General features: G+C 75.1%; 7 protein-coding genes. 4 read left to right on the top strand and 3 right to left on the bottom strand.

Annotation, left to right across the window (positions count from 1 at the left end):
- Window positions 1-186 precede the first annotated feature (186 nt).
- The gene (locus tag ACFVX6_RS34570; RefSeq protein ID WP_389698279.1) at window positions 187-1,359 is read left to right on the top strand and encodes a heparan-alpha-glucosaminide N-acetyltransferase domain-containing protein; all 1,173 of its coding nucleotides are present in this window, start codon (window positions 187-189) and stop codon (window positions 1,357-1,359) included.
- 246 nt (window positions 1,360-1,605) lie between these two features.
- Window positions 1,606-2,727 carry a M24 family metallopeptidase gene (locus ACFVX6_RS34565; RefSeq protein WP_389698277.1) on the top strand — a complete coding sequence of 374 codons (1,122 nt, stop codon included), beginning with the start codon at window positions 1,606-1,608 and terminating at the stop codon, window positions 2,725-2,727.
- Between the two features lie 36 nt (window positions 2,728-2,763).
- On the opposite strand, the gene ACFVX6_RS34560 is transcribed toward ACFVX6_RS34565, so the two are convergent.
- A complete protein-coding gene (locus ACFVX6_RS34560) occupies window positions 2,764-3,540 on the bottom strand; it encodes a class I SAM-dependent methyltransferase (protein ID WP_389698275.1) in 777 nt (258 codons plus the stop codon).
- An 80-nt stretch (window positions 3,541-3,620) separates the two neighbouring features.
- The gene (gene treZ / locus ACFVX6_RS34555) at window positions 3,621-5,507 is read right to left on the bottom strand and encodes a malto-oligosyltrehalose trehalohydrolase (protein ID WP_389698273.1); all 1,887 of its coding nucleotides are present in this window, start codon (window positions 5,505-5,507) and stop codon (window positions 3,621-3,623) included.
- A gap of 112 nt (window positions 5,508-5,619) precedes the next feature.
- Here treZ and ACFVX6_RS34550 point away from each other — a divergent pair, with 112 nt between their 5' ends.
- Window positions 5,620-6,183, top strand: coding sequence for a DUF1707 and FHA domain-containing protein (locus ACFVX6_RS34550; protein WP_250742001.1), 564 nt, complete (start codon window positions 5,620-5,622; stop codon window positions 6,181-6,183).
- 119 nt (window positions 6,184-6,302) lie between these two features.
- Window positions 6,303-6,773: a GNAT family N-acetyltransferase gene (locus ACFVX6_RS34545; RefSeq protein WP_389698271.1), complete on the top strand. Its 471-nt coding sequence runs from the start codon at window positions 6,303-6,305 to the stop codon at window positions 6,771-6,773.
- 40 nt (window positions 6,774-6,813) lie between these two features.
- Here ACFVX6_RS34545 and ACFVX6_RS34540 read toward each other — a convergent pair whose 3' ends face one another.
- Window positions 6,814-8,175: a M14 family zinc carboxypeptidase gene (locus ACFVX6_RS34540; RefSeq protein WP_389698269.1), complete on the bottom strand. Its 1,362-nt coding sequence runs from the start codon at window positions 8,173-8,175 to the stop codon at window positions 6,814-6,816.
- Window positions 8,176-8,178 lie beyond the last annotated feature (3 nt).

Genomic DNA, 8,178 nt, shown 5'->3' with positions numbered 1-8,178 from the left:
GACCTGGACCACAACCAGGTGCTCTACCAACTGAGCTACACCCACCACGAAGGGCGGCGGACCGTCCGTTCGATGTGCAAGCACAGCATAGCTGATCAGCGGGGTGCTCCCGCGACGCCTTTTCCGGCGGCCCGGCCCGCCGCCCCCGCAGGCAACCCCGCGCCCCGGATCGCCATCCCTACCCGTATGGGACCAAACCGACTGACCGGCCTGGACGCCGCCCGCGGCATCGCCGTCCTCGGCATGTTCGCCGTGCACGTCGGCCCGCCGCCCGCGCCCGAGGGCCCCGGCTGGCTGCTCGTCGCCGCCGACGGCCGGGCGCCCGCCGTCTTCACGCTCATCGCCGGGTTCTCCCTCGCGCTCGCCCGCTCCCGCGCCGCCGGACCGCCACCCCTGCGGGCCACCCTGACCCGCTGCGCGATCCTCGGCGCACTCGGCCTGTGCCTGGCCGCGCTCTCGCCCGGCATCCTCGTCATCCTGGCCTTCTACGCCGTCTACTTCCTGGCCGCCGAACCCTTCACCCGGCTGCGCACCCGCACCCTGGCGGCCGTCGCCGGCGCCTCGGTGGTGCTGGGCCCGGTCCTCTCGTACCTCCTGGGCCCGCCCCTCGGGCTGCGCACCGGAGGGCGCGGCGCCACGCCCGTCCCCGCCGACCTGACGAGCTGGGCGGCGGCCGGGGGGATGCTGCGGGACCTGCTGCTCTCGGGTGCGTACCCGCTGCTCACCTACTTCCCGTACATCCTGGCCGGCATGGCCCTCGGCCGCCTCGCCGACCTGCGGAGCGAGCGGTCGCTGCGGCTGCTGACCGGCTTCGGGGCGGCGGCCGCCGTCGCCGGCTACGGCGCCTCCCGGCTCGCGCTGGGACCCGGCGGCCGGCGCGGGCCGCTGCTGGAGGCCGTCGCACGGGAACACCCCTGGGCGGCGGCGGAGCCCGATCCGGTCGCGGCCGTCCTGGGGGAGCAGTTCGGTGCCGTCCCCAGCACCTCCTGGGACTGGCTGCTGACGGCCGGCCCCTACAGCCAGACCCCGCTGGAGACCCTCGGCAACTCCGGGGTCGGGGCGGCCCTCATAGGCCTCCTCGCGCTGACCGCGCACCGCGCGGGCCGGGCGGCGACGCGACTGCTCCGGCCGCTCGCCGCCGTCGGGGCGATGGCCCTGACGGTGTACGTGGCGCACGCGCTCGCGCTGGCGGTGTTCCTGCGGGGCTGGAGCGGGTGGGGCGTGCTGGCCGTGTTCTCGGCGTGCGCCCTGATCGGCTGCGTGCTCTGGCGCCGCCTCCTCCACGGTACGGAGCTGCACCGCGGCCCCCTTGAATGGGCCCTACGGGCGGCAACCCCGGCAGGGCGGGCGGCGGGCTGACGCCCTGGGCTTGTCCCCTACCCGCCCTTCGCCCGTTCCCGGGCTCTGCCCGGGCCCGGTCCTCAAACGCCGGACGGGCTGGATGTGCCGCTGCGCGGCAAAATTCAGCCTCGCCGGCGTTTGAGGCGCGGGGTCTGGGGCGGAGCCCCGGGGAACGGGCGAAGGGCGGGTAGGGGAGATCCCCCGCGAAGCGGTGATCGGCGCGGCCCCTGCCGTCGGGGGGTGGGGCGCGGGAGGATCGGAGGCATGGACCATGACTTCGATCCCTTCACGGCCGCCGACTACGCCGCCCGGATGGCCGCCGCCGCGCAGGCCGCCGCCGACGCGGGGCTGGCCGGCCTGCTGGTCGCCCCCGGGCCCGACCTGGCCCACCTCACCGGGTACCGGCCCGTCGACACCGAGCGGATGACCCTGCTCGTCCTCGCCGCCGGGCAGGACCCCGTCCTCGTCGTCCCCGCCCTGGAAGCCCCCGACGCGGCGAAGTCCCCCGCAGCGGGAGCGCTGACCCTGCGGGACTGGGCCGACGGGAAGAACCCGTACGCCGTGACCTCGCCGCTGCTGGACGTGACCGGCCGCTTCGGGGTCAGCGACAACGCCTGGGCCCTGCACCTGCTGGGCCTGCAGCGGGAGTTGCCGAGCACCTCGTACGTCTCGCTGACCGATGCCCTGCCGATGCTGCGCGCGGTCAAGGACGAGCGCGAGCTGGCCCGGCTCGCGGCGGCCGGCGAGGCGGCCGACGCCGCCTACGCGCAGATCCTCCACGTCCCCTTCGCCGGCCGCCGGGAGAGCGACGTCGCCGCCGACCTGGACGCGCTGCTGCGCGTGCACGGCCACTCCCAGGTGGACTTCACCGTCGTCGGCTCCGGCCCGAACGGCGCCAACCCGCACCACGAAGCCGGCGACCGGGTCATCCAGCACGGGGACATGGTGGTCCTCGACTTCGGCGGCCTCAAGCACGGTTACGGCTCCGACATCTCCCGTACCGTCCACGTCGGCGAGCCCACGGAGGAGGAGCAGCGCGTCCACGACATCGTCCGCGAGGCCCAGTTGGCGGGCGTGGCGGCGGCCCGGCCGGGGGCCGCCTGCCAGGACGTGGACCGGGCGGCCCGCGCGGTGATCACCGAATTCGGCTACGGCGAGCAGTTCATCCACCGCACGGGCCACGGCATCGGAGTCACCACGCACGAGCCGCCGTACATGGTGGAAGGGGAGGAGCAGCCCCTCGTCCCCGGCATGTGCTTCTCCGTAGAGCCGGGGATCTACCTCCCGGGGCGGTTCGGGGTCCGGATCGAGGACATCATCACGGTCACCGAGAACGGCTGCCGCAGCTTCAACAACGCCTCCCGCGAGCTGGCCATCGTGCAGTAGGCGCGCGGCAGCGGAAGGCCGCCACCTCGCCGGGGCTCAGGACCCGGCGAGGACCAGGCGGTAGCCGTAGTCGACGCTCTCCCGCTCCAACAGGTCGGCGTGGCGCCGCTGCCAGGCCCCCGAGCGCAGGTCCTCGCGCAGCCGGGCGATCGCCGGCTCCACGACGGAGGCCGGCAGGCTCGCGAGGGTGGAGCTGGCAGCGCGTACGACCGGGTCGAGGTAGGACTCGGGCCGGCGCCAGAAGGCGGCCCGGAACCCGTCGGTGAAATCGTGCGGGACGGGGAAGGGCAGCACGGTGTGCGCGTCCAGTGCCTCGGTCACCACGGACAGCGGAGTGAAGGCGGAGCGGTCCAGCTTCCCGATCTCCGGCAGGTACTCCTCGAAGAGCCACAGCTCCGTCCGGTGCTCCGGATCCCAGGTGAAGACGGCCTGGCGCCGGGAGACCCGCCGCAGTTCGGCCAGTCCGCGCGCCGGGTCCGGCCAGTGGTGGACGGTCATCACGGCCATCGCAGCATCGAACGCCCCGTCCTCGAAGGGCAGTTCCTCGGCCCCTGCCTTGATCTTGCGGGTCCCCGGGTGTTGGTCGAGCATGACCTGGGACGGTTCAACGGCCGTCACCTCGCGGTCCTGCGGCTCGTACGAACCGGCGCCCGCGCCGACGTTGACCACGGTGCGGGCGTCTCCCAGGGCGCCCGCGATCAGCGAGGCGAGCCGGGGGTCGGGCCGCCGGATCTTCCGGTAACCCACCCCGATCCGGTCGTACTTGGCCGCGTGCCCGCCGTCTGCGGAAAACTCATCGGATTCGATCTCCATGGGGCCGATCCCATCAGACGGCCCCGCGCCTCCGCGACAGGGTTTACGGGCCGGGCCGGACCGGGCCCCCTCCTCCCGCCCTAAGGGCCCAGCACCACCGCCGACTCGGCCGGTACGTGGACCCGCCCGTCGGCGTCCGGATGCTCGACGGGCAGCCAGGCGGCCAGCACCCGAACCCCGTTGCGGCCGAGCGCGACGGTCACCGGCTCATCGGAGAGGTTCACCACCACGCGGACGTCGCCCCGGCGGAACATCAGCCAGCGGCGCTCCTCGTCATGGGCGATCCGCAGAGCCGCCAGATCGGGATCGCGCAGGTCGGAGTGGGTCCGGCGGAGCGCGATCAGGGAGCGGTGCCAGTCCAGCAGCCGGGCGTGGGACTCCCGGCCCGGCTCGTCCCAGTCCAGGCAGGAGCGGTCGCGGGTCGCCGCGTCCTGGGGGTCGGGGATCTCCTCCGCCTTCCAGCCGTGCTCCGCGAACTCCCGCCGTCGGCCCGCCCGTACGGCCTCGGCGAGCTCCTCGTCGGGATGGTCGGTGAAGTACTGCCACGGCGTGCCGGCGCCCCACTCCTCGCCCATGAACAGCATCGGCACGAACGGCCCGGTCAGCACCACCGTCGCCGCGCACGCCAGCAGCCCGGGGGACAGGGAGGCCGCGAGCCGGTCGCCCAGCGCGCGGTTGCCGATCTGGTCGTGGGTCTGGGCGTAGCCGAGGAAGCGGTGCGCCGGGGTGCTGCCGCGGTCCACCGCGCGGCCGTGGTGGCGGCCCCGGAAGGAGGACCAGGTCCCGTCGTGGAAGAACGCACGGGTCATGGTCTTGGCGAGGGCCCCGAGCGGGGCCTCGGCGAAGTCCGCGTAGTACGCCTGGGCCTCACCGGTCAGCGTGCAGTGCAGGGCGTGGTGGAAATCGTCGTTCCACTGTGCGTGCAGGCCCAGGCCCCCGGCGGCGCGCGGGTTCGTGGTGCGCGGATCGCAGCGGTCGGACTCCGCGATCAGGAACAGCGGCCGGCCGGTCTCGGCGGCCAGCTCGTCCACCGCCGCGGACAGCTCCTCCAGGAAGGTCAGCGCCCGCCCGTCGGCGAGCGCGTGCACCGCGTCCAGCCGCAGCCCGTCGATCCGGTAGTCGCGCAGCCAGGCCAGCGCGCTGCCCAGGAAGTAGGCGCGCACCTCGTCGGAGCCGGGCGCGTCCAGGTTCACCGCCGCGCCCCAGGGGGTGTGGTGGGTCTCGGTGAAGTACGGGCCGAAGACGGGGAGGTGGTTGCCGGAGGGGCCGAGGTGGTTGTGGACCACGTCGAGCACCACGCCGAGCCCGGCGGCGTGCGCGGCCTCCACGAACCGGACCAGCCCGGCCGGGCCCCCGTACGGCTCGTGCACCGCCCAGGGCGCGACCCCGTCGTACCCCCAGCCGTGCCGCCCGGGGAACGGGCAGACCGGCATCAGCTCGACGTGGGTGACGCCGAGGGCGGTGAGGTGACCGAGGCGGGCGGCCGCCGAGTCGAAGGTGCCCTCGGGGGTGAAGGTGCCGATGTGCAGCTCGTACAGGACGGCGTCCTGGAGCGGTACCCGGGGGGAGGGTGCCGGCTCGGCGGGGGTGAGGGAGGCGAAGTCGACCACGGCCGAGTGCCCGTCGGGGCCGTCCGGCAGGCGCCGCCCGCGCGGATCCGGTCGTACGGGGTGTTCGGAGACGGCCGACCGGCCGGTGGCCGCGAGGTCTGTGTGCTGCCCTAGGTGCCCGGGGTGGACCGGGTCGCGCGGATCGTCCTCGGGGTGGACCGGCTCACTCGGATCGGCCCCGGGCGCGGGAGCCTCCGGGGCGCCGCCCAGCTGGAACCCGTACCGGGAACCGTCGGCGGCCGGAGCCTCCACGACCCACCAGCCGGCGCGCTCCGGATCGGGCGCCATCGCGTACGCGGCCCCCTCGAGCCGCAGTGCGACCCGGTCTGTCAGCGGTGCCCACACCTCGAACTGCACGGACGGTCCCCTCGTCTGGCGGCGGTACCCCAACCTGCGTGTCCGGGCCATCATCCCCGGCTCGTCGCGGGAGTTCTGGACACTCTGCCCCCGACAGGCCGACAATCACCTGGTGACGTCGAGTTTCGAGTTCCCCGCCTTCCCCGCCCCGCGGCTCTCCGATGCCGAGCGCGACCGCGCCCTGGGCCAGCTCAGGGAGGGCGCCGCCGTCGGCAAGCTGTCGCACGACACCTTCCTGCGCCGCATGGAACTCGCCCTCGTCGCCCGCCGATCCGAGGACCTCGCCGTGCTCACCGCGGACCTGGAGGGCCGGGAGGCCGGGGAGAGCCCGTGGACCCGTCGGCTGTTCGGCTGGGTGGGGCGGGTCTCGGCCGTGTCCGTGGGAGTACGGCAGGCCTGGGCCGCGGAGAAGCTGCCCGCGCTGCTCCTCCCGCACCCGAGCGCCGGACCGCTGCGGATCGGCCGCGACCCGGGCAACGGGCTGCGCCTGAGCCACGAGACGGTCTCGCGCGCTCACGCGGAACTGAGCGTCCGGGACGGGGTCTGGGTGGTGCGGGACCTCGGCTCGACGAACGGGACCACGGTGAACGGGCGCCGGGTGACGGGCTCGGCGGTGGTGCGGGACGGGGACCAGATCGGCTTCGGCCGGATGACCTTCAGGCTCTCGGGCGGCTGAGTCCGGGGCCGCGGATCCGGGCCGAGGCTCGGGGGTGCGGGGCCCGGTTGGCGGGTGGAGGCCCAGGGATGCGGGACCCGGTTGGCGGGTGGAGGCGGGCCGTGCGGAGGATGGCACCCATGGAACACACGTCTGCCGCCCCCGTCGTACGGCCCGCGCGCCCCGAGGACCTGCCCCGGCTGGTCGAGCTCATGCGGGAGCACATGGTGTACGAGAGGTCCGCGCCGCGCACGGCCGGTCTCGCCGACCGGCTCGGCGCGCAGCTGTTTGCCGACGGGGCCCGGCTGTGGGTGCTGCTGGCCGAGACCCCGGGTGGCGAGGTCGCCGGGTACGCCGCCTGCTCGGCCGAGTTCTCCTTCTGGGAGGCCCGCGAGTACCTCCACATGGACTGCCTCTACCTGGCCGAGGAGGCCCGGGGGCACGGCCTCGGGGCCGCCCTGATGGACGGGGTGGCCGCGCTGGCCCGCGAGCTGGGCCTGGGCCACGTCGAGTGGCAGACGCCCGACTGGAACGAGGGCGCGATCCGCTTCTACGACCGGCTCGGAGCCACCGCCAAGCCGAAGCTCCGGTACGCCCTGCCGGCGGAGTAGCCCGCGACCGCCACCCCCGCTGATCCGATCGCCCCCTCGCCTACCGCCCCGCCGCCACGAGCCGGTCGTAGGCCGCCAGGACAACGCGGGACTGGTGCTCCACCTGCGTGGCCACCGGGACCCAGCGTGCCTGGAAGCGGTCCGCGAACTCCTCGCACCACCCCGTGACGAGCCGGTCCACGGCCGACGCCGTCGGCTGTCCCTGGGCGCGCAGCACCCGGAGCAGCATCGCCGCGGCGCGCAGCGAGAGCCGCCGGCCGAAGGCGTCGATGCTCCCGATGTACGCGGCCGTCGCCTCGGCGGGCGCTCCGGGGCCCGTCCACTCGGCGGCGATCCGGGGGATCAGCGCGAGCGTCCAGTCCACCGCGCGCAGCAGGGCCGCGGCGCCCGGATCCGTACCGCCGCCCGCGCCCTCGCGCAGGGCCGCCACCCGCGCGGCGTCGGCGGTGAGCCGGCCGGCCAGGATGCGCAGGGCGGCGCGGGGGTCGGGGTGCGGGGCCGGGTCGTCCACCAGGTCCGAGGCCCACATGGGGACTTCGACGATCGCGGTGGTGCCGGCGTGGCGGTGGGCGTGGTACCAGGTGCTGAGCCGGGTGTCCTCGGGATGGAAGGGCCCCTCGGCCGTGGTCCCGGGCTCGGGCATCACGAAGATCCCCGCCCCCGGCGAGGGCCAGCCCGAGGCGTCGGAGGCGCTGGTCTCGACGGGAATGTGCAGCTCGGCGGCCGATTTCCCGAAGGGCTCGGCGAGCCCGGGTATGTCCCGGGTCAGCTGCACCCAGGAGCCGCCGAGATCGGTGCCGTGCAGGGAGACCTGGAGGGCGGGCCGGAGCTCGTCGATGAGCCGCGTCAGGGCGAGGGTCTCGGGCGGCAGGCGGTCCGGGGGCAGTAAAGACGGCGCCCACTCCGGCTGTTCGGGGCCGGGCGGCCGGAAGAAGTTCCGGTGGTAGTCGAGCAGGGAGTAGGGGCGGGGCGTGCGGTGCAGGGCCGCTCCGTCGGGGTCGGCGCAGAGCAGGAAGTGCCAGGTGGCTGTGACCATGGCTGGGGCGGCGGGGGCCGAGGCGGGGTCCGCCCCGGCACCGGTGCGCGTTGCCGCGCCGCCGGCCTCGGCGCCGCCGGTGCCCGCGGCTTCGTGGAGGAGCCTGCGCGCGAGCGCGAGGGCGGTCGCACCGCCCACGGGCTCGTTGGCGTGGGCGCCGGCGACGACGAGCACGTTCGCGGTGGTCCGGTCCGCGGCCCCGGCCATCTCCGTGGAGCCCACGGAGAGCAGCCACAGGGGTTCCCCGGACCGGGACGCGCCGATCTGGCGGAGCCGGGCCAGGGCGGGGTGTTCATCGGCCAGGGCGCGTGCGGCCAGGGCCAGTTCGTGAGGGGTGGGGTAGCACATGTCACGGATGAGGGTCACAGA

Source organism: Streptomyces sp. NPDC058289 (genome assembly GCF_042880975.1).
GTDB classification, from domain to species: domain Bacteria; phylum Actinomycetota; class Actinomycetes; order Streptomycetales; family Streptomycetaceae; genus Streptomyces; species Streptomyces stoeckheimensis.
Note: the sequence above shows the minus strand (reverse complement) of the source record. Positions and strands in the feature narration are given on the sequence as shown.